This window comes from Larsenimonas rhizosphaerae, assembly GCF_026240105.1.
GTDB classification, from domain to species: domain Bacteria; phylum Pseudomonadota; class Gammaproteobacteria; order Pseudomonadales; family Halomonadaceae; genus Larsenimonas; species Larsenimonas rhizosphaerae.
This window is the reverse complement of sequence record NZ_JAPIVE010000003.1, coordinates 231,601-251,839: the sequence shown is the minus strand read 5'-3', so window position 1 is coordinate 251,839 and position 20,239 is coordinate 231,601. Positions and strand designations below refer to the sequence as shown.

19 protein-coding genes are annotated in these 20,239 nt (G+C 55.9%); 16 read left to right on the top strand and 3 right to left on the bottom strand.

Going from position 1 to position 20,239, the window contains the following annotated elements:
• Nucleotides 1-480 precede the first annotated feature (480 nt).
• Entirely contained in the window at nucleotides 481-858 is a 378-nt protein-coding gene (locus OQ287_RS11210; protein WP_250939242.1) for a hypothetical protein, read from the top strand.
• 57 nt (nucleotides 859-915) lie between these two features.
• On the opposite strand, the gene nudE is transcribed toward OQ287_RS11210, so the two are convergent.
• On the bottom strand, nucleotides 916-1,494 hold the full coding sequence (nudE, locus tag OQ287_RS11205) for an ADP compounds hydrolase NudE (protein ID WP_250939244.1): 579 nt from the start codon (nucleotides 1,492-1,494) through the stop codon (nucleotides 916-918).
• Between the two features lie 165 nt (nucleotides 1,495-1,659).
• Between nudE and OQ287_RS11200 the strand changes: the two genes are divergently transcribed.
• The 4 genes from OQ287_RS11200 to OQ287_RS11185 all read left to right on the top strand — a co-directional run bounded on the left by OQ287_RS11200 (nucleotide 1,660) and on the right by OQ287_RS11185 (nucleotide 5,483).
• Nucleotides 1,660-2,316: an HAD-IA family hydrolase gene (locus OQ287_RS11200; RefSeq protein WP_250939246.1), complete on the top strand. Its 657-nt coding sequence runs from the start codon at nucleotides 1,660-1,662 to the stop codon at nucleotides 2,314-2,316.
• A 62-nt stretch (nucleotides 2,317-2,378) separates the two neighbouring features.
• Nucleotides 2,379-2,774 (top strand): RNA-binding S4 domain-containing protein, encoded by a 396-nt coding sequence (locus OQ287_RS11195; protein ID WP_265896470.1) that lies wholly within the window; start codon nucleotides 2,379-2,381, stop codon nucleotides 2,772-2,774.
• 22 nt (nucleotides 2,775-2,796) lie between these two features.
• Nucleotides 2,797-3,684 (top strand): Hsp33 family molecular chaperone HslO, encoded by an 888-nt coding sequence (hslO, locus tag OQ287_RS11190; protein WP_265896666.1) that lies wholly within the window; start codon nucleotides 2,797-2,799, stop codon nucleotides 3,682-3,684.
• Nucleotides 3,685-3,926: 242 nt separating this feature from the next.
• Complete coding sequence (locus OQ287_RS11185) at nucleotides 3,927-5,483, top strand: phosphoenolpyruvate carboxykinase (RefSeq protein WP_250939250.1); 1,557 nt, start codon at nucleotides 3,927-3,929, stop codon at nucleotides 5,481-5,483.
• Nucleotides 5,484-5,568: 85 nt separating this feature from the next.
• Here OQ287_RS11185 and OQ287_RS11180 read toward each other — a convergent pair whose 3' ends face one another.
• On the bottom strand, nucleotides 5,569-7,302 hold the full coding sequence (locus OQ287_RS11180) for a methyl-accepting chemotaxis protein (protein ID WP_265896469.1): 1,734 nt from the start codon (nucleotides 7,300-7,302) through the stop codon (nucleotides 5,569-5,571).
• 189 nt (nucleotides 7,303-7,491) lie between these two features.
• Between OQ287_RS11180 and OQ287_RS11175 the strand changes: the two genes are divergently transcribed.
• From OQ287_RS11175 to rsd, 4 genes are all read left to right on the top strand, one after another.
• Nucleotides 7,492-9,798, top strand: a complete 2,307-nt coding sequence (locus OQ287_RS11175; RefSeq protein WP_265896468.1) for a Tex family protein — start codon at nucleotides 7,492-7,494, stop codon at nucleotides 9,796-9,798.
• A gap of 147 nt (nucleotides 9,799-9,945) precedes the next feature.
• On the top strand, nucleotides 9,946-11,547 hold the full coding sequence (gene gshA, locus OQ287_RS11170; protein WP_284732815.1) for a glutamate--cysteine ligase: 1,602 nt from the start codon (nucleotides 9,946-9,948) through the stop codon (nucleotides 11,545-11,547).
• 44 nt (nucleotides 11,548-11,591) lie between these two features.
• Complete coding sequence (locus OQ287_RS11165; RefSeq protein WP_250939256.1) at nucleotides 11,592-12,107, top strand: disulfide bond formation protein B; 516 nt, start codon at nucleotides 11,592-11,594, stop codon at nucleotides 12,105-12,107.
• 22 nt (nucleotides 12,108-12,129) lie between these two features.
• Nucleotides 12,130-12,618 (top strand): sigma D regulator, encoded by a 489-nt coding sequence (gene rsd, locus OQ287_RS11160; RefSeq protein WP_250939258.1) that lies wholly within the window; start codon nucleotides 12,130-12,132, stop codon nucleotides 12,616-12,618.
• A gap of 71 nt (nucleotides 12,619-12,689) precedes the next feature.
• Here rsd and OQ287_RS11155 read toward each other — a convergent pair whose 3' ends face one another.
• Nucleotides 12,690-13,352, bottom strand: a complete 663-nt coding sequence (locus OQ287_RS11155) for a histidinol-phosphatase (RefSeq protein ID WP_250939260.1) — start codon at nucleotides 13,350-13,352, stop codon at nucleotides 12,690-12,692.
• A 160-nt stretch (nucleotides 13,353-13,512) separates the two neighbouring features.
• On the opposite strand from OQ287_RS11155, the gene OQ287_RS11150 reads away from it, so the two are divergent.
• The 7 genes from OQ287_RS11150 to OQ287_RS11120 all read left to right on the top strand — a co-directional run bounded on the left by OQ287_RS11150 (nucleotide 13,513) and on the right by OQ287_RS11120 (nucleotide 20,162).
• The gene (locus tag OQ287_RS11150) at nucleotides 13,513-14,028 is read left to right on the top strand and encodes an RNA pyrophosphohydrolase (protein WP_250939262.1); all 516 of its coding nucleotides are present in this window, start codon (nucleotides 13,513-13,515) and stop codon (nucleotides 14,026-14,028) included.
• Between the two features lie 64 nt (nucleotides 14,029-14,092).
• A complete protein-coding gene (gene ptsP / locus OQ287_RS11145; RefSeq protein ID WP_250939385.1) occupies nucleotides 14,093-16,363 on the top strand; it encodes a phosphoenolpyruvate--protein phosphotransferase in 2,271 nt (756 codons plus the stop codon).
• A 75-nt stretch (nucleotides 16,364-16,438) separates the two neighbouring features.
• Entirely contained in the window at nucleotides 16,439-17,227 is a 789-nt protein-coding gene (locus tag OQ287_RS11140) for a sulfite exporter TauE/SafE family protein (protein WP_265896466.1), read from the top strand.
• A 10-nt stretch (nucleotides 17,228-17,237) separates the two neighbouring features.
• Nucleotides 17,238-18,041, top strand: a complete 804-nt coding sequence (lgt, locus tag OQ287_RS11135; RefSeq protein ID WP_250939265.1) for a prolipoprotein diacylglyceryl transferase — start codon at nucleotides 17,238-17,240, stop codon at nucleotides 18,039-18,041.
• A gap of 18 nt (nucleotides 18,042-18,059) precedes the next feature.
• Complete coding sequence (locus OQ287_RS11130; RefSeq protein ID WP_265896465.1) at nucleotides 18,060-18,854, top strand: thymidylate synthase; 795 nt, start codon at nucleotides 18,060-18,062, stop codon at nucleotides 18,852-18,854.
• Nucleotides 18,851-19,399 (top strand): dihydrofolate reductase, encoded by a 549-nt coding sequence (locus tag OQ287_RS11125; protein WP_250939269.1) that lies wholly within the window; start codon nucleotides 18,851-18,853, stop codon nucleotides 19,397-19,399. The genes OQ287_RS11130 and OQ287_RS11125 overlap by 4 nt, the downstream gene beginning before the upstream one ends.
• 43 nt (nucleotides 19,400-19,442) lie before the next feature.
• The gene (locus OQ287_RS11120) at nucleotides 19,443-20,162 is read left to right on the top strand and encodes a ProQ/FINO family protein (protein WP_265896464.1); all 720 of its coding nucleotides are present in this window, start codon (nucleotides 19,443-19,445) and stop codon (nucleotides 20,160-20,162) included.
• The last annotated feature ends 77 nt before the right edge of the window (nucleotides 20,163-20,239 follow it).

The following is a 20,239-nucleotide window of genomic DNA, read 5'->3' as shown; positions in this document are numbered from 1 at the left end:
TTTTTATCTTTACGTCACATGATCATGACGCAGATCAGCACGATGCTCATCCTGTAAGGGCTCTCGAGACTACGGTACCGAGAAGAGGGCGGGCACCCATATGCGCTGCGGAGTAACCATGCGCTAACCCGCTTGATCCAGACGGCTTCAAAATGTGGCCACTGTTTGAAATGACACTTAACAAATTGTCTTGCAGTCGGTTAAAAAGGTGCAAACAACGTCACTGCGCGATATAACTTGGTGATACTGTGTCAATGAAATCTTGTACAGAACTTTGACTTTTGGTCTGGCTTTGTCTAGGTTTACAGTCATAGAGTTGATGCACTCCCTGCCGACAGGATGTTGGCAAAGGACCATGTAAGGTCGAGCTGATTCAAGGGGTCGTTCAGGATGAACACTGCTTCTATCTGCCACGACACCAAGCAGCATCAAGCACCCTGAACGGGGGATAACCTCCCGTGGAAGCTTAAGGATGGAACCATGAACAAGCTGATAGCTACTGCCTTCTGCGCAGCACTTACACTACCGACATTCGCCATGGCCGCTCAGACCGGCGCGAATGACGTAAGCCCGACCGGCGATGGTCAGGAATACATGGGCAGCCAGGCCACCGATACTGCTACTGATGGCAAGACCACCCCCAGCACTATTGGTGACAATACCGGCAATATGGATACTGGTCGTCAGGGGCATTCTGCTCAGATGCAGCATGAAGGCTCCGATGCCAATCCGGATCACGCTGCGCAGCAACCGGTAACGAATACAGGTCGGCAGGGTGCTTCTGCCGAGATGGAAGCAACACCGACCTACGGTAATGATGATCCGACCAAAACCGGTGAGTCTCCGTCAGCACAGTAATTTTAAATGTGTATAAAAAAAGCCGGCGAAAGCCGGCTTTTTTGTGCTCAGGAAAGCCTACCACCATCGAGCATCATTGTTTTCACGCGTTTTCAGATATTCCCGCGCCATGAATAATGCCGCAATGGCACGGCCTTCATGCATGTCCTCTCTTGCCAGAAGCGCGCCAAGCTCATCCCACCGCCACCGCACGGTTTCCATCGGTTCGGGTTCATCGCCCGGCAGGGTTTCTTCGTACAAATCCTGAGCGATCACTACCTGTATACGGTAGGACATATAGTTGGGCGCCAGGGAAAGCTCGGTCAGTGGCTCAAGTATTCGTGCCCCATATCCGCATTCTTCCTTGAGTTCACGATTGGCGGCAGTGAGCACATCCTCACCGTTGTCAATGATGCCCTTGGGCAGGGTCAGCGTATAGTCTTCAATACCTGCAGCATATTCGCGGATCAACAGCACGTGCTCGTCATCCGGCATGGCCACTATCATGACCGCTCCGTTGCCTGTGCCTGAGGTACTCAGGCGTTCAAAGCAGCGCTGTTCGCCATTGCTGAACGTCAAATCCAGCGCCTCAATCCGGAAAAGGCGACTTTCCGCGACCGGGTAAACGGCGTCAACGCAGGGTTTTTTCTTCGGCATGGCATTACCTCCTGGCTGTATCCTGTGCCCATGGTACTCAATACCGTAGTACCCGGCATTGAAAACCGGTGCAGGAAAATTCAGCATTCCGGATGAGCCGAATATGACTCTGGCGTCTCGAATGTCAACGCTTACAATGAAGGCTTATTGCCGGGGAGAACAAGCATGATCGACTGGTCGAGTGTCGATACGGTGCTGCTGGACATGGATGGCACGCTGCTGGATCTGCACTTTGACAGCCACTTCTGGCTGGAACACCTTCCGAAGCGTTATCGGGAATTACACAAGCTGGATGAAGCTGCCAGTGAGGCCATGCTGAGTCGAGTCATGGAGCAGTACGGCACACTTGACGGCTATAGCCTCGAGTACTGGTCTCGCGAACTGGATCTCGATATTGTCGCACTCAAGAAGGAGGTGGCTCATCTGATCGGCTTTCGACAGGATGCTCGCGACTTCCTGCTGTGGCTCAGGGAGCAGCATCCACGAGTTGTGCTGGCGACCAACGCGGACCGGCGTGGCCTGGCCCTCAAGCTGCCAATGACCGGACTGGATGAGCTGGTAGACGATATCGTATCTTCCGAAGATATAGGCCATCCCAAGGAGGCCGCCGAATTCTGGTTGCTGCTTGAGGAGCGGCTGGGCTTCGACCCGACCAGAACCCTGTTGATTGATGATAATGTCAGAGTGCTTGAAGCCGCACGCGAGCACGGTATTCGCCATCTACTGGGTATCCTGCAACCCAATAGTCAGTCTCCCCGAAAGGTATTTGCCGAGTTCGTGGCGCTCGACCGATTTGCAGAGACCATGGTGAAATTGCCCTGACTTGTCATTGAGCAGATCAGCCCTCATATCCTGAGTCATGCACACGACATACAGGAGTGCTCATGAGCGACAATGACGTTCGACTGGACAAGTGGCTGTGGGCAGCGCGGTTTTTCAAGACCCGTGGGCTGGCCAAGAAGGCCATTGAAGGCGGCAAGGTGAATTACAACGGCGCGCGCGCCAAGACCAGTAAACTAGTGGAAAAGGGCGCACTGGTGAAGGTGCCGCAGGGATGGGACATCCTTGAAGTTGAGGTGTTGTCTCTTTCCGGCCAGCGCCGTGGTGCACCTGAGGCACGTTTGCTGTATCAGGAAACGCCTGACAGCGAGACCCGCCGTCTGAAGGAAGCCGAGAGCCGGCGCCTGGCCAATCAGGCAATGCAACCGCCCAAACATCGTCCCGACAAGCGGGAGCGGCGACACATTCAGCGTTTTCAGCGTCAGGATACCGAGACCTGACATGGCAGACGCGAAAGAGAAAATTATGGACCATATACAACGATTCATGTTTGACGACACCAATGTACGCGGCGAAGTGGCAACACTTGCCGATACCTTTGGCGAGGTCGTTGCTCGTCATGACTATCCCGCCGGCATTCGACGCCAGCTGGGTGAGTTGCTGGCGGCCGCTGCACTGTTGACTACTACCATCAAGCTTGATGGTGTATTGAGTCTGGAAGTGCGAGGCAAGGGTGCGGCCACTCTTCTGATGGCTGAATCCAACCCGGGGAACGAGGAGCATGCCCAGTCATTGCGCGCGGTTGCACGGTTTGATGAGAATGCAGATATCGCATCGGATATCTCACTGGCCGATCTGATGGGTGAAGGGCATATCGTGATGACACTCGACCCCAGGGACGGACAGCGTTACCAGGGCATCGTGGCGCTGGATTCCGACACGCTGGCGGGCTGTCTTGAGCATTATTTCTCCCAGTCAGAGCAGCTGCCGACGCGGCTGTGGCTGGCCGCTGGTGAGCATGCTGCCGGCGGGCTTCTGCTTCAAACCCTTCCGGATGATCAGTCCAGCAAGGACCCGGATGCATGGAATCGTTCGACCAAACTGGCCGAGACCGTCAAGAGCGATGAGCTGCTGTCGCTTGCGCCTACAGAGCTGTTGTATCGGCTTTACCACGAAGAACAGATTCGAGTCTTTGATCCTGCTCCCCTGTCGTTCGGGTGTACCTGTTCTCGGGAACGGTTTGCCGCGGCGCTGTTGAGTATGGGCGAAACCGAGCTGCGCGAAACCCTGGAAACGCGGCAGGCCATTGATACGCAGTGCCATTTCTGTAATACGAGCTATCATTTCTCGGCGGCGGATATCGAGCATCTGATCGAAAATCCCGGCGCCCCATCGCCGACAGTGCACTGAAAACCGACACTGCGCCTGGCATGCGTTGTGCCGTATGTGCATAAGATGTCGCGCCTTCCCTGTCGGCCATTCCCGGCCTCGTGCTTTTTTGCCATACTGGCGGCCCCGTGAAAGGCATGCACTGCGGGATATTTGCTGTAAACCTCCATTAGAGAGGGCAGCGTGGATGTCAGGGCGCATATAATGTCCCTGCTTTACAAGCAAGTACCAACGAGAGAGAGGCCTCACGGCCGAGGATATACATGACGACACAACTGGACAGTTCTTCGAAGCCGCTCGTTAATCTTACGATGCCCGAGCTGGTGGAACAGGCGCTGATGCGCAACGAAGCGCACCTTTCGGTAGATGGTGCACTGGTTGCGGAAACCGGACACCGCACCGGGCGGTCGCCGCGGGACCGTTTTATTGTCGACGAGCCCTCCACCAGCGAATTCATCGAGTGGGGCGCGGTCAATCAGCCGACCACTCCGGCCATCTTTGATGCGCTGTGGGAGCGGGTGGAAGATCATGTCGCCGAAAAGGCCTCTTTTCTGAACGAGCTGCATGTCGGATCGGATCCGGACCATTATCTGCCGATGCGTGTGCGTACCGAATTTGCATGGCATGCGCTGTTCGGCCGTAACCTGTTTGTCCGTCCGCCTCAGTACAATCCGCGCGGCAAGGGCGAATGGGAAATCCTGAGCGCGCCAACCTTTACCTGTGATCCGAAGCGGGATCAGGTCAATGGGGATGGCACGGTCATGATCAACTTTGCGCGCCGTCGTGTATTGCTGGCCGGCATGCGCTATGCCGGCGAGATGAAAAAGGCCATGTTCACGGTGCAGAACTTTCTGCTGCCGGAAAAGGACGTGCTGCCAATGCACTGTAGTGCCAACGTTGGCGAAAACGGCGAAACGGCCTTGTTCTTCGGGCTGTCCGGCACAGGCAAGACCACGCTGTCTGCTGACCCTTCCCGCTATCTGATCGGTGATGACGAACATGGCTGGGGTGAAGGTACCGTCTTCAATATTGAAGGGGGCTGCTATGCCAAGACCATTAATCTGTCCGAGAAGAACGAGCCTATTATCTGGCGAGCGATTCGCTATGGCACCGTGCTTGAAAACGTGGTGCTGGATGACAGGCGTGCAGCGGATTATGACGACACATCTCTGACTCAGAACGCCCGCGCAGCCTATCCTCTTGAGTTCGTGGAAAAGCGGGTTCCTGATAACCGCGCCGGAGAACCTACCGCCGTTATCTTCCTTACCTGTGACATGAGTGGCGTGCTGCCGCCGGTCTCGGTTCTTTCGCCTGAAGCGGCTGCCTATCACTTCCTGTCCGGGTATACCGCCAAGGTCGGGTCTACCGAGATTGGTTCAACGTCACAACTGGAAGCCACGTTCTCTACCTGTTTCGGTGCGCCGTTCTTTCCGCGGCCGGCACATGTGTATGCCGAGCTGCTGATGAAACGTGTCGAGGCTTTTGGGTCTCAGGTATATCTGGTCAATACCGGCTGGACCGGTGGTGCCTTCGGCCAGGGCGGAGAGCGATTCAGCATTCCGACGACACGTAGCGTGATTGCCGCCATTCAGTCCGGTGCTCTGCGTCACGCGGAAACCGAACATGTACCGGGGCTCAACCTGTCTGTTCCACTGGAAGTGGAAGGGGTTGAGTCCCATCTGCTCAATCCGATCAATGCCTGGGAAGACAAGGCAGCGTATCGCGAGCAGGCCGAGGCGCTGATCCAGAAATTCGTGGCCAACTTTGAAAAATTCGAAGGCGTGGACGACGAAATCATCAAGGCTGGTCCGCAGGCCTGATGTCAGTATGAAGTAACAGGAAAGGGGGGAAGACATTGTCTTCCCCCCCTTTTTTTGACTGGCTTTTACAGAAGTGATGATTCGCTTAGAACTCTGTCCAGTCATCCTCACTAACAGTATCAGGTACTGTCCTGCGAGGTGGCGTAGCTGTCTTTTGGGCCAGGGGTTTCACAGGTGCTGGTGCCTTTTTCGGTGCTGGTGCTGGTGCTGGTGCGGTCGAAGGTGCAGGGTGCGACGAGGTTTCTGCAACCGTCGGGGCCTGCTTGCTGAGTTTGAACCCGCTGATCATCTGATAAAGGTGGCTTGTCTGTTCACGAAGGTCATCGGCTGCCGCACTTGATTCTTCCACCATGGCAGCATTTTGCTGGGTAATCTGATCCAGCTCGTTGATGGCCAGACTGATTTGTCTGATACCGTCGCTCTGGCCCTGGGATTCACCACTGATGCGGTTGATGGTGGTATTGACTTGTTCAACTCCTTCCAGGATGCGCGTCATGGTTTCGCTGGCCTGTATGACCATCCTGGTGCCATTCTCGGTGTGTTCAGCCGACGTCATGATCAGATCGCGGATGTTTTGCGCAGCATCTCCGGCACGGCCTGCCAGTGTGCGAACTTCCTGGGCCACTACTGCAAACCCTCTGCCATGCTCCCCGGCGCGGGCAGCCTCTACCGAGGCGTTCAATGCCAGCAGGTTGGTCTGGAAGGCAATGCTGTCTATCAGGGTGATGATGTCGCTGACCTTGCCTGCCGAGGTGCTTATGTTGTCCATGCTGGCTTCCACGGCTGTCATGGCCTGCTGCCCGTCTCTGGCCAGTTCAGCCGTCTGCTCGGAGAGGCGACTGGCCTCCCTCGCTGCATCGGATGTCTTGTTGACGGCCTGTGTCATGTCTTCCATGGAGGCGGTGGTCTGTTCCAGGTTGGCTGCGGTCTTCTCGGTACGTGACGCCATTTCGCGGCTGCTGCCGGCGATTTCGTTTGCGGAGCCTCGTACATTGGCTGTGCTGTGTTGAACGCCCGAGAGGGTCTCGTCAATGTGCTCGACGAACTCGTTGAAGGCCCTTGCAAGATCACCCAGTTCATCCTGTCGCGAGGCATCAAGTCGCCGTGTCAGGTCGCCTTCCCCATTGGAAATGTCATGGATACGATTGATCAGTTTTTTGATGTTGCGTGTCAGCAGGGTGGGGCCCATCAGAGCGACCACGACGGAAAAAATGAAGGCGGAGCCGGATACGATCCACAGCATGATCATTCGATTCGAGATGTAGCCAAGGGTTTCTGCACCCAGTTGATCAATCTTTTGGTCTGCTGCTTCACCGGCGGTGTCGTAGACGTCTCTAAGACGGGAAAAGGCATCCAGCGACTGGCCCTGGCTCAATGCCGTGGCCGCCGCGGTATCACCTGCGGCCTTGAGGGCGAAGACCTGGCTGGATTGTTGTTTCCAGAGAGAATAGTGTTGCTCGAAATCGCTTACCCGCTCAACCAGGGCCGGATACGCTGCCAGACTGGACTGGTAGAGCTTCATGCGATCGAACGCCTGCTGGGCATTTTCCTCGTAATCTGCCTTTGCATCGGCGGCAGCCTTTGATTCGCTGGGCAGGGAAAGGTAATTCAGTTCTGCCACATGGGCCTGGTACAGATCCCTGTCGGCATTGAGGACGGCGGATACAGCACGGTTGAACGTGCCGCTGAATTCGACCATGCGATCACGAGTGGATGAAATGGTCAGCTCTGCCAGCAGCAGCGTTATCAGCAGTGCGATGGCGACACCCATGAATGCCGCCATGTATTTGGTTTTAAGACTGTTGAATTGAATGGCCATAACGCCTTCCTCAATAAGGTCGGTGCCGATCAGGAGACGCCCTTTTGGATGAGGTCGCGCTGGCACCGGGACAGGGTCGAGTAGAACCTATCGCCCTGGATGGCCTGAATCTTGAGGTTGCCGACCATGGCCGCGGCCTTTTTCATGTTGTGTGGTAGGGTGTTGCCAGCGATAAGGGGATGACCGGGTATGACAATGATTTCAAACGATATAGCAGTACGTATTGCTACAGAACTTGATGTTGAACCTCGCCAGGTCGAGGCAGCCATGACGTTGCTGGATGGAGGGGCGACCGTGCCCTTCGTGGCGCGTTACCGCAAGGAGGCCACGGGGGGGCTGGATGATGGTCAGCTGCGTACGCTGGAAGAGCGGATGCGTTACCTGCGCGAGCTTGATGAGCGCCGGCTGACCATTCTTGAATCGGTCAACGAGCAGGGCAAGCTTTCGCCTGAACTGGAACAGCAGATTCGAGACGCCACGACCAAGCAGCGACTCGAGGATCTTTACCTTCCCTTTCGCAAGAAGCGGCGCACCAAGGCACAGATTGCCCGCGAAGCCGGGCTTGAACCACTGGGGGATCGGTTGCTGTCGGATCCGACACTCGACCCGGACACAACGGCAGCCTCTTTCATCAACGACGAGCACGGGATTGCAACTACGCGTGATGCTCTGGATGGCGCTCGCCAGATTCTGATGGAGCGGTTTGCAGAGAATGCCGAGTTGGTCGGTCGTCTGCGCGATCGCTTATGGACAGATGGCCTGCTTCGGGCTGAAGTGGTAAATGGCAAGGAGCAGGAGGGCGCCAAGTTTTCCGATTATTTCGACCATCAGGAGCCACTGTGCAGGGCGCCGTCACACCGTGCGCTGGCCATGTTCCGTGGCCGTAACGAGGGAGTGCTGACGCTGCGGCTGGAGCTACCTGAAACAGAAGGCGATGTGCATCCTGCCGAAGTGGATATTGCTCATGCTGCCGGGATTAAAGATCAGGGCCGGGCCGCCGATCGTTGGCTTCGTGATGTTGTACGCTGGACCTGGCGAGTCAAGCTGTATACCCATCTTGAAACCGAGCTTCTGGGCCGGTTGCGAGAGCGGGCCGAAGGTGAGGCCATTCAGGTCTTTGCGGCCAACCTCAAGGATCTGTTGCTGGCGGCTCCTGCGGGAGCGCAGCCGACACTGGGGCTGGATCCCGGGCTTCGTACCGGTGTCAAGGTTGCCGCCATAGACGCTACCGGCAAGTTTCTGGCTCATGACACCATTTATCCGCATGCACCCAAAAACCAGTGGGCTGACGCTGTCAATGTTCTGGTAGCGCTCTGTGAGCGATGCGACATCGGATTGATCGCCATCGGTAATGGAACCGCCAGTCGTGAAACCGATCGCCTGGCGGGCGATGTGGTCAAGCAGCTTGCGGTGCGTGGGCGACAGGTCAGCAAGATCATCGTCAGTGAAGCTGGTGCATCGGTATATTCGGCCTCGGCACTGGCGGCCAGCGAGTTTCCGGATCTGGACGTGACCATTCGGGGGGCCGTGTCGATTGCCCGGCGTCTGCAGGATCCGTTGGCTGAACTGGTGAAAATTGATCCCAAGTCCATCGGCGTTGGGCAATATCAGCACGATGTTTCGCAGATGCAGCTTTCAAGGTCACTGGATACGGTGATCGAGGATTGCGTCAATGGCGTGGGGGTAGACCTCAATACGGCGTCGAGTGCATTGCTTCGGCGTGTTTCGGGGCTTAACGCCAATCTGGCCGATAGCATCATCGCATGGCGCGATCAGCATGGTGCCTTCGATGAGCGGCGCCAGTTACTGGAAGTGTCACGGCTTGGGCCCAGAACATTCGAGCAGTGCGCCGGATTTCTGCGCATTCGGGAGGGCCGGAATGCCCTTGATGCCTCTTCCGTGCATCCGGAAGCCTATCCGGTGGTCGAGCGTATCGCCAATAGATATCAGCGCCAGGTTGGCAGTCTGGTAGGGGATGCTGCATTTCTGGGACAGCTCAAGGCGGTTGATTTTACCGATGAACAGTTTGGCCTTCCTACGGTCACAGATATCCTGAAGGAGCTGGTCAAGCCCGGTCGGGATCCGCGCCCCGAATTCAACTTTGCCCGTTTTCAGGACGGAGTGGAGGAACTCAAGGACCTTCGTGCCGGGATGGTGCTCGAAGGCGCTGTTACCAATGTGACGCATTTTGGTGCCTTTGTGGATATCGGTGTGCATCAGGATGGCCTTGTACATATTTCTGCCTTGTCGCACACGTTCGTCAAGGACCCCCGTGAAGTGGTCAAGGCCGGTGACATCGTTCGAGTAAAGGTGATGGATGTCGATATACCGCGCAAGCGAATCGCGCTTAGCATGCGCCTTGATGACGATGTGGTTGAACGGGCTGCTGAAGACAAGGGGCGCTCGCGTCGTACTCCGTCGCGAGCACCGCAGGAAGACAAGCCGGCAGGCGCACTGGCTGCAGCGCTTTTAAAGGCGGGCGCGCGCGAGCAGTAAGGTGCTTGAAAGCAGAAAAGTTAGCGTCATAATGAGCGGCATGCTCAAGCCTGATACTGTCAGGTTTGACCCTGTCTAAAGAGAGCCCATGGGCTCGATCCGAACACGAGGGCCCCCTGGGGCCCTCCCTGAAAGAAGGTGCCTCTCTTGTCCGAGTCACTCACCGGTCATGTAAAGGCGCTGCGAAATGCAGCGCGTCAGGGAATGTTTCGTCGTATTCGGCGCGGCATCGAGAAGGAAGGTCTGCGAGCCGATGCCCAGGGGCGTATCAGTGCGGTGCATCATCCGCACGGACTGGGGTCAAAGCTGACACATCCGCATATCACGACGGATTATTCCGAATCCCTGCTGGAATACATCACGCCTGTTTATTGCCGCCCGAAGGATGCGCTGGCCTTTCTGGGCGATCTGCATCGTTATACCTTCCGCCAGCTGGACGGTGAATGGGTATGGCCTGCAAGCATGCCCTGTCGTCTGTCAGGCAACGACAGTGTGCCGATTGCTGATTACGGTTCTTCCAACAGCGGTATCATGAAAAAGGTCTATAGGCATGGCCTGGACGCCCGCTATGGGCGCATCATGCAGTCCATTGCGGGTATCCATTACAACTTTTCCCTGCCGGATGCGTTGTGGCCGGTGCTGCAGAGCCTCGAAGGGGCTGAGCACGTCTCTCTGGAAACCTTTAGATCGCGGCGTTACTTCGATCTGATCAGAAACTTCCGACGTAATAGCTGGTTGCTGCTTTATCTCTTCGGTGGCTCACCTGCCATCGACGAAAGCTTTCTGGACGGGCGTGATTCGGAACTCCCGCGGCACGGCAAGCGGACACGGTTATCCTCGAGCGCCTGTAGTCTGCGCATGAGTGATCTGGGCTATCAGAACAAGGTACAGGATCAGCTTCGTATCTGTTTCAATTCGCTCGAAAATTACATAAATACACTTCGTCATGCCATTACGGCGCGCTGGCCTGCCTATGAAGCGCTGGGTGTTCAGGATGAGCAGGGCGAATGGAAACAGCTCAACGCCAATATTCTCCAGATCGAAAACGAGTATTACAGTGACATTCGTCCCAAGCGGGTCGCTCGTCACAACGAAACGCCTACGCAGGCCCTCGAGGCTGGTGGTGTGGAGTACATCGAGGTGCGTTGCCTGGACCTCGACCCGTTCGAGCCCCTGGGGATCAGCGAAACACAAATTCGGTTTCTGGATGCGTTTCTGGTCTGGTGCCTGTTGTCACCAAGCCCGAAGGTCTCTGACCGCGAGTGCGATCAGCTGGATCTGAACCGTACACGGGTTGTGGCTCATGGCCGTGACCCCGAGCTGACACTGCTTGTGGATGGGAATGAAGTATCCATGCGCGATCAGGCCCGTCATGTTCTGGGATCCATGGGCGCGGTAGCCGAGTTGCTTGATGAAGGTGATGCCGGTGCACCGCATCAGGCGGCCATCACGGCGCTTGCGCCGCTTCTGGATAATGCCGCGCTGACTCCGGCCGGCCGAATGGAAGCGGCATTGCGTGACAGTGGTGAGGAATTCACCGACTGGGCGCTTTCACAGGCGAAAATGTATACCGATCGGCTGGCTGCCGAACCGATGGATCGGGCGCGTGAGTCATTGCTGAAGGAGCTGACTGACACCTCTCATCAGCAGCAAGGGGACATTGAGCAGGACGAAACCGTCGATTTTGCGACCTTTCTGGAAAGCTACTTTGAGAAAGCCAGTGAACCTCGTGTAGCGCGCAGGGACTAAGCAGTGACGACACTCCCAGACAACGACGGTATATGGATACGCCAATGAGTTCGCCGATAAAGGCAGGTACAACACGACGAGAGTGCGGGCTGGGTGCCGTATTCTGCGCGCTGATGCTTGGCGCCGCCCTGATCATGCAGCATGGCTTCGGACTTGATCCGTGTCCGCTGTGCATCTTTCAACGCGTTGCGGTTCTGGTGGCGTTGATCATTCTGTGTATCGGAGCGCTTCATAATCCCAAAGGCAGGGGCGGGGCGGTGTATGGCGGCCTGGCACTGGTGTCGGCGCTGGTGGGTGCGGGCATTGCCGGCCGCCATGCCTGGCTTCAGACACTGCCGCCGGATCAGGTGCCCACCTGTGGTCCCGGACTTGATTACATGATGGAGGTACTTCCGTTCTGGAATGTTATTTCCCAGGTGTTGTCCGGGTCGGGAGAGTGTGCTGAAGTATCCTTCCGTTGGTTGGGCATGACCCTGCCGGTATGGACTCTGATTGGTTTTACGGTACTGGCTGTGATCACCCTCGGCATTATGGTGCGTTCACTGCGCCGTGCCTCGTGAATGAATGAAAGGAGAGCCGGTTATGTTGAAACAGTGGGCAAGTGCTCGGGAGTGCTGGGGTGGTGTTCATACACTGATTGATCGGTGGCTTGAGCAGCGAGGTGAGCTGCTCGAGCATTACGCGGCGCTGGAGCGGGCCTGTGACAGTGACCTTGAAATCGCTGACCGCGCTTTGGTTGACCGGTTCGGTGAAGCACTGGTGGATTACGTCAGTACCGGACACTTTGAGCTTTATCCCCGCCTTTGCGAGGAGTGCCGGCTGTTCGATGATGAGGCCGCACTTCAAACGGGGCATTTGTTGCTTGAAAACATGGATCCGTCAACGCAGCTGGCACTGGATTTTAATGATGCCTATGCCGATGAGACTTCCTTCAAGGAAAACCGCCTGCAAATCACGGCCTGGCTTGACAGGCTGGCGCGTGTTTTGAAGGACCGCTTTGCACTGGAGGATGTGTTGATTGCAAGGTTGCATGCCGACCATGCGGACGTGTCCGACAAGGTGTCCGGGTGATGACAGGTGACCGGCGGCAATGAAAAGGGGCGGTGCCATAGGCACCGCCCCTTTTCATGTCCTGCCATTGTTCAAATCGGATCTCTCAGGCTCATGATCCGCCAGCCTGCCTTTTCGGCGTATGCTCTCAGGTGTTCATCCGGATCGACGGCAACCGGATGATCAACCTGCTTCAGTAGTGGCAGGTCATTGCGGGAATCACTGTAGAAAAAGGCATCTTCAAGTGACATGTCATGCGCTTCGAGCCACTGTTCAAGCCGTGTAATCTTGCCCTCTCGAAAGCTGGGTACGCCGGTAGGGTTACCGGTGTATCTACCCTCAATTTCTTCCACCTCGATGGCAATCAGGTCATCCACACCGAGACGCTCTGCAATCGGTCCGGTAATGAATCGATTGGTGGCAGTGATGATCAGCAGGTAATCACCATTGGCCCGATGCCTTGCCAGCAGCTCCTCGGCCCGGGGAAGAATGATCGGTTCAATCACCGACGCCATGAAGTGCTGATGCCAGGCGGCAAGCTGTCCACGAGAGTGTGATGCCAGTGGTGCCAGTGAAAAACGCAGATAAGCGTCAAGGTCCAGGGTCTCGTTGATATAATCCTGGTGAAAGCGGTCGTTGGCAGTGCGATATTCAAGCGGGTCGACAGCGCCTTGCTCCACCAGGAATTCGCCCCAGGCGTGGTCGCTGTCTCCGGCAATCAGGGTATTATCGAGATCAAAAATGGCCAGTCGCACGCATGGCTCCTGTAGGCTTGAGTAAAAGAAGAATGCTCAAACAGTGGTTTTACGTGATTATGTCAAACAGGCCAATTGTTTAATACTTGTCAGTGGCTGTTGATGGGCTTTCAGGCTTTGTGGAAAAATGCCCTTATTGTATTTTTAAAAGGGGATACTCGTGATCGACCCGGACGGCTTTCGCCCTAACGTTGGTATCATCATTGCCAACGCCAGCGGGCAGGTACTCTGGGCTCGGCGGGTAGGACAGGATGCCTGGCAGTTTCCGCAAGGTGGCATCAAACCGAATGAATCACCCGAGCAGGCGCTTTATCGTGAGTTGAAGGAAGAAATCGGATTATGCCGAGACGATGTTGAAATAATGGCTTGTACCCGAGGCTGGCTCAGGTATCGGCTGCCTCAGCGCATGATACGGACTCACTCAAGGCCGCTTTGCATCGGGCAAAAGCAAAAGTGGTTTTTGCTCCGGATTCGATGTCAGGAAGCCAGCATTTGTGTCGATACTACGCCCAAGCCCGAGTTTGATGGTTGGCGGTGGGTAAGTTACTGGTACCCACTTGGACAGGTAGTGCCTTTTAAGCGCGAGGTTTACCGTCGTGCGCTGCGTGAGTTGGCACCCAGGTTGCCATGCAGGGATGCAGCGTTGATAACTTCTCCGTACAGGGTGTCGGGGTAGCAACAAACGGGCATGCGCATGTTCGTGGCCCGTTGACCGAGACTATAAGGACATAATGACTTCCATGTTAAAGGTGCTCAGGCGAATTGTTCAGGAGGTCAACGGCGCAGAAAGTCTGGATTCTGCGCTGTCGATCATCGTTCGCCGCATACGCAAGGCGATGAAAACCGATGTGTGTTCCGTCTATCTACTGGACAGCGAGCGAGACCGCTTCGTCCTGATGGACACCATCGGCCTGAATGCCAGCGCCATTGGGCACGTTAGCATGACGCACAATGAGGGGCTGGTCGGTCTTGTCGGGACCCGGGAAGAGCCGCTCAATCTGGAAGATGCACCATCACACCCGCATTTTCGTTACTTCGAGGAAACCGGGGAAGAGCGCTATTCCAGCTTTCTGGGAGTGCCGATCATCCACCAGCGCCGTGTATTGGGTGTACTGGTCGTGCAGCAGCGAGACAAGCGCCGCTTCGATGAGGGTGACGAGGCGTTTCTGATCACGATGGCTGCCCAGTTGGCCGGTGTGCTTGTTCAGGCACTGGCTTCCGGTGCACTGGCGCATTTGAATGAATTCGAGGGGTCGGCCGTGCTTTCCGGTGTGGCTGCTTCGCCCGGACTTGCGATTGGTGAGGCCCATGTAGTCGTGCCGCCGGCCAATCTTGATGCGGTGCCCGAAAAGCGCACAAACGATATTGATGCCGATGTGGCGCGCTTCAATCAGGCGATCAATGGTGTACGTGCCGATATCAAGTCTGCAGCGGAGCGACTGGCAAGCCGCATCTCGGCCCAGGAGCAGGCGCTGTTTGAAGTGTATCAGCAGATGCTGGGTGAGCATTCACTCGGACAGGAGGTCGAGAAACGTATTCGTGAGGGATGGTCTGCGCCGACTGCCCTTTCAAAAGTCGTGCGTCGTCATGTTCAGTATCTTGAGCGTGTGGATGACGATTACCTCAAGGAGCGTGCTGCTGACATCCGGGACCTCGGTCGGCGTGTTCTTGGGTATCTGCAGCAGGAAAGCGCTGCCGAGCCGGTGATCTATCCTGATAATACTATCCTGGTAGGCGATGAAATCAGTGCGGCGCAACTCGGGGAGATTCCTCGTGACAAGCTGGTCGCGCTGGTGGCGACACGAGGGTCGAGTACTTCTCATGTGGCCATCCTTGCGCGTGCCATGGGGATTCCGGCCGTGCTGGGAATGAGTGATTTGCCCCTGTCTCGCCTGACTCACTCTCGCCTTATTGTCGACGGGCATCGGGGCAAGCTGATGGTTCGGCCCGATGAGGAAATGGAAGCCCGTTACGAAATATTGATCGAGGAAGAGCGTGCGCTTACGCGCATGCTTGAAAGCGAGCAGTTTCTGCCGAACGAAACCGAAGATGGCCATTCGGTCAAGCTGATGGTCAATACCGGCCTGTCGCTGGAAATCGCCAGCTCTCTCAAGGCGCGTGTAGATGGAGTGGGCCTGTATCGCACTGAAGTGCCATTCATGATGCATCAGCGCTTTCCCAGTGAGCAGGAGCAGCAGCGCCTGTATCGTGATCAACTGGAAGGGTTTGCTCCGCTGCCGGTAGTCATGCGTACGCTGGATATTGGTGGAGACAAGGATCTGCCGTATTTCCCAATCGAGGAAGATAATCCGTTTCTTGGCTGGCGAGGCATTCGCGTTACGCTGGACCATCCCGAAGTATTGATGGTGCAATTAAGAGCAATGCTGCGGGCAGGAGAGGGGCTTAACAATCTCCGTATCCTGCTGCCCATGGTGTCCTGTGTTGAAGAGGTCATTACCGCGCTCAAGCTGATGGACCGGGTGATCGAGGAGCTCAAGCACGACGGAGTATCGATCGAGCGGCCGCTGGTAGGGGTGATGATTGAAGTGCCTGCCACGCTTTATCAACTGGATGCGCTGGCACAGCTGGTGGATTTCTTTTCAGTGGGCAGCAATGACCTTACCCAGTATCTTCTGGCGGTTGATCGCAATAATGCACGCGTATCATCGCTTTATGATGCCTGCCATCCTTCGGTATTGAGGGCGTTATATCATGTGGCGGTTGAATCAAACCGGCTCGGCATTCCTGCTTCGGTCTGTGGTGAACTGGCCGGTGACCCTGCCGGAGCACTGCTGCTGACGGGCATGGGATACGACATGCTGTCGATGAATGCGCCCAATCTTGCACGTGTCCGTGCTGCGATTCGCCGTGTCAGTCTTGGTTCGGCGCGCCAGTTGGTCGAGGAGACCCTGACACAGCCTACACCGGCGCTGGTACATCGCCATCTTTTCAATCGCATGAACGAGTGGGGGTTGGCTCATCTTCTTCCTCCGCGGAGCGAGCATCATTAACAGGCTCTCCGACGGCATTCTGCCTCATTGCGTTGGGTGCGGAAGTCCTGAGGACGCAGCCAGGACGCGATCAACGTGAGTTTTCTGATCTTTGCCGCGATAGGCGCCCTGGCCGGTTTTCTGGCCGGGCTTTTCGGTATTGGTGGTGGTGCCGTGATCGTGCCGCTGTTGGTACTGACATTCGGCGTCCTCGGTTTTTCTTCCGAGACTATTGTACATCTGGCCACTGGCACATCGCTTGCCACCATAGCCATTACCTCTCTTTCTTCGGCACGGGCACACTTCATTCGTCGGTGTGTGCGCGTTGACTGTCTAAGGAAATTGTTGCCAGGCCTGATTCCTGGCGCGATGCTCGGTGTGGTGGTCGGAGGACAGTTATCCGGCCCTGTCATGTCACTCCTGCTTGGTGGGTTTTTTGTGGCGGTAGCACTCAAGCTTCTGATTGCTCCCGGTCTTGCCCGCGATAAGGAGCGACTTTTGCCTCTCCCGGGCATGGCTGGTGCTGGAGGCGTCATCGGAGCAGTATCTTCGCTTTTCGGTGTAGGGGGCGGTACTTTGTCGGTGCCGTTTCTTGAATGGCGCGGAGTCTCCATGCGTTCTGCCGTGGGAACGTCATCGGCCTGTGGTGTGCCCATCGCCGTCATCGGTGCAGTCACAGCCGTTGTTGTCGGTTGGCACTCACCAGGATTACCTCATGGCGCTACGGGCTATATATACTGGCCTGCCTTTCTTGGCATTGTACTGATGAGTGTGTTGACGGCCCGCCTTGGGGCGCGTGTCGCGCATTATCTGTCAGAACGTTGGCTGAAGCGTATTTTCGCCGTACTTTTGCTTGTCATGGCACTCAAGTTACTTTTCGGCTAAGGATGTTGGCATGTTGCATTACCCGAATTTTGATCCTGTCCTGTTTTCCATTGGTCCTCTGGCCATACACTGGTATGGCCTCATGTACGTAGTAGGTTTTGCCGGTGCATGGTTACTGGCGCGAATGCGCGCAGACCGGCTGGGGCTTACAAGGGATGATGTAGGCGATCTGATCTTTTATGGCGCACTGGGTGTTGTGCTGGGCGGTCGCCTTGGGTATGTGCTCTTTTACGGCTGGGAGGCCCTTGCCGCTGACCCTCTCTGGGTGTTCAAGGTATGGGATGGCGGAATGAGCTTTCATGGCGGGCTGATCGGCGTACTGATCGCTTCGATATTATTCGCCCGGCGCCATGGGCTGGCCTTTTTTCAGCTTACCGATTTTGTGGCTCCACTGGTACCTATTGGCCTGGGGGCAGGGCGGCTGGGTAATTTCATCAATCAGGAACTGCCCGGTCGTATCACCGATGTGCCCTGGGCCATGGACTATCCCAAATATGGCCCGCAACCACGTCACCCCTCTGCCATTTATGAGTTCCTGCTGGAGGGCGTGGTGTTGTTCCTTGTCCTGTGGTTTGTCTCATTGAAACCCCGCCGCAGGGGTCTTGTGTCCGGTCTTTTTTTGTTACTCTATGGCCTGTTTCGGTTCTCGGTCGAGTTTTTCCGGCGCCCCGACCCCCAGCTTGGTTTCATTGCCTTTGGCTGGATGACCATGGGGCAGCTTCTATGTCTGCCAATGCTGGCCGGCGGCATTCTGCTTGTCGTCTGGTCGCGGCGCCAGTCTGTTGAGACACCGTACTCAACCCCCACCGCGTAATGAGTGTAAATAAAGTTCATGCAGCCCTATCTGGAATTAATGCAGCGTGTTCTCGACCAGGGCGTCGAGAAAACTGACCGCACCGGCACCGGCACGCTGTCGGTGTTCGGCCATCAGATGCGTTTCGACCTTGCTGCCGGCTTCCCGCTGGTGACCACCAAGAAACTGCATCTGCGTTCTATCATTCATGAGCTTTTATGGTTTTTGAAAGGCGAGACCAATATCGCCTACCTCAAGGACAACGGGGTGCGCATCTGGGATGAATGGGCAGATGAGGCCGGCGAACTTGGGCCCGTATACGGGTACCAGTGGCGTAGCTGGCCAGACTATCAGGGAGGACACATCGATCAGATCAGTCAGGTTGTTGATGGTATTCGCAAAACACCTGATTCTCGACGTCTTATCGTATCGGCCTGGAACCCGGCGCTGGTTGATGAAATGCAATTGCCTCCCTGTCATGCCCTGTTTCAGTTCTATGTGGCCAATGGCCGTCTGTCCTGCCAGCTCTACCAGCGTAGCGCCGACATCTTTCTGGGTGTGCCCTTCAATATTGCAAGCTATGCCCTGTTGACCCGTATGGTGGCGCAGGTCTGTCAGCTTGAACCCGGTGAGTTCATTCATACGCTGGGAGATGCTCACCTTTATCTTAATCATCTGGAACAGGCTCAAGAGCAATTGAGCCGCACACCCCGCACGTTACCGCAGCTTCAGCTTAACGGAGCCGTGACGGAGTTGTTTGATTTTACCTTTGACGATATCAGCATCTCGGGGTATGACCCTCATCCGCATATCAAGGCACAGGTGGCAGTATGAAAAAGCACTCAAGCAGTGATGATACGGTTGTGCCGGTAGCCATGATCGTGGCCATGTCACGTAACCGGGTTATCGGGGTCGACGGCAAGTTGCCCTGGTATCTGCCGGAAGATCTGAAATTCTTCAAGGCGGCGACTCAGGGCAAGCCGCTGGTCATGGGGCGAGCCACCTTTGAGTCCATCGGCAAGCCTCTGCCCAACCGCCTTAATATTGTGGTGACGCGTAACACCAGTTTTTCTCACGATGGCGTCAGGGTGTGTCATGACCTGGCCACGGCCATCGAGGTTGCCGACCACCAGGCAATGCTGGATGGCAGTGAGGAAATCATGGTGATCGGTGGTGGAAATATTTATGGTCAGGCTCTGGACATGACACAGCGCCTTTATGTGACAGAAGTGAATGTTGATATTCAGGGCGATACCTGGTTTCCTCCACTTACCGACACGGAATGGACGGAAGTGGAGCGTGTGGCGGGTAGCCCGACACCACAACAGCCTGATTATGACTTCGTTCGCTATGAGCGCACGTCTACCATCAACGATTAACCTTATGCAGCCATGAGGTTGCGCACAATGTGTGGAGTTTATTATGAGCGAGCAGTTGGGCGCACTCATGGACGCGCTGGAGCAGCGGGCCATCAATGCCTGGGAGCAACTGGAGAAGGCCCATGGCAGGATTCGTGCGCTTGAGGCTGAGAACAGGGCCCTCAAGTCGCGTCTAGAGACGTTGGGGAGCTGCGGCGAGAAACGCCCTCGCGAGGAGGGTGGCGCCATGACTGAACCTTCAACGATATCAGGCGATGAGGCATCAGTTTCGCCAACAGTGGCTGCGTCGCCCCTTGAACCAGTTGAAGACCATCATGTGACACAGGGCACGCCTCATCACGACAGTCGGGCTGATGAGGCGGCTGTCGATATTTCTGAGAGCGACTTTCGTACGCCACAGGCTCTTCTGGAAGAGTGGTATGCGCGGTTTCCAAAGGCATTCTACAAGGGGCACACGCAGCCACTTCAGGTTGGTATCCACGAAGTGCTTGCAACATATTATCCCGTATCCTCGAGACTTCTTCGGCGGGCACTTGCCTGCTATGTCAATCTTCCTCGTTATTTGAAATCAATTCGACAGGGAGTGCAGCGAGTTGATCTTGACGGTGCTCCGGCTGGTGAAATCACCGCAGAAGAAGAGCAGCATGCAAGGGAGCAGTTGAAATCACTTCAGGCACGGCAGCAACAGAAGAAAGACCAGGAAAACCGTGAGCGTATGGCTAAAAAACTGTCGGCGCTGAGCACACTGCATCACCACGACTAACGCCTTATTAAACCAAAGTATAATAAAGGGTGGCGGAACTTTTTCAATAAGGGTAATTAATACCTTTTGCAGATTAA